Source organism: Endozoicomonas sp. SESOKO4, from assembly GCF_024606275.1.
Genome location: NZ_JAHHPS010000590.1, coordinates 1 through 1,029, shown reverse-complemented (window position 1 = coordinate 1,029; position 1,029 = coordinate 1). Strand labels below are relative to the sequence as shown.

1 protein-coding gene is annotated in these 1,029 nt (G+C 39.8%); it reads right to left on the bottom strand.

Annotated features, from left to right (window positions below):
* Nucleotides 1-1,029: hypothetical protein (locus tag KDK16_RS11610; RefSeq protein ID WP_257276234.1), on the bottom strand; the 1,029-nt coding region annotated here is incomplete at both ends.

Below are 1,029 nucleotides of genomic sequence, written 5' to 3'. Positions count from 1 at the left end.
TTGCTAATTCCTGTCGTAGTTGGGCTATCAGTTCATTTTGTTGTTGAATGACTATGGCCTGATCCCAATGTTCTGAATCCGACTCTTCAACGGAATCGTCGCTGTCTGTCCCCTCAGAGTATCCCGATGGATACTCCGGACTTTCTGACGATGAAACCACCGATAATGCGTGTGTGAAGTCAATACCCATGATACTCTGTGTAAACTCTTGCATACCATCCTCGGTAAACATTACCGCAGGTACAGGGTACCAGTGTTCAGGGCGGCAATGACTGGTTATATTGCTGTAGACAATAGCCAGTAACTCATATGGCAAGCATCTTATCAACAAGGTCTCCAGTGTCTCTTGCCATTCCATCCCTGAATCCATGCGCTGGAAAGCTGCTGACGCCATTGCGGTTAAACCGATCAGAAGTGCTGTTCCTGCATCCAATTGAGCTGTGGTCAATTGATTGGCAATACTTCGCGGAGAATTATATTCATTGATATTTTCAGAAAGCAGTTCACGATCGAATGCTCGATTGTAGCTTTTTTCGGTGTATCTGTTATCCAAAATTCTAATATAGTTATAGAGTTCATCCTTGGAAAGAAAGTGAGGAGCAAGAAAAGCAAGAAACATCAGGACCAGACCGTTATTAACACCGAAATAATTGGACTGATATGCAATCGGACTCAAATCGAAATAAATGAAATAAGGATTCCGTCTGCCATTTATTTTATGAGACAAAAACAAGTGTTCAAAAAGGCTTTTTGCCGCTGTATTGATTAACTGTTGATCTTCCGGTTTTTTTTCAGTGGTCTTATTAATGTTTATGGAGAATATACAATGTATTAGTCTAAGCATTCTTTGAATACGAAATTTTCGATATTGTTCACTCATGTTCACATAATTAAAATAAAAGCTGATCAGACGATTAAAATCTTGCTCAGCCACCTCGTAATTTTCACAGATTTCCAGTCGTTCATCTCCAGATACATCGTCAGAGGTTAAATTAAGCCTGATAAAGCCAATACGGATATTTTCAAGTG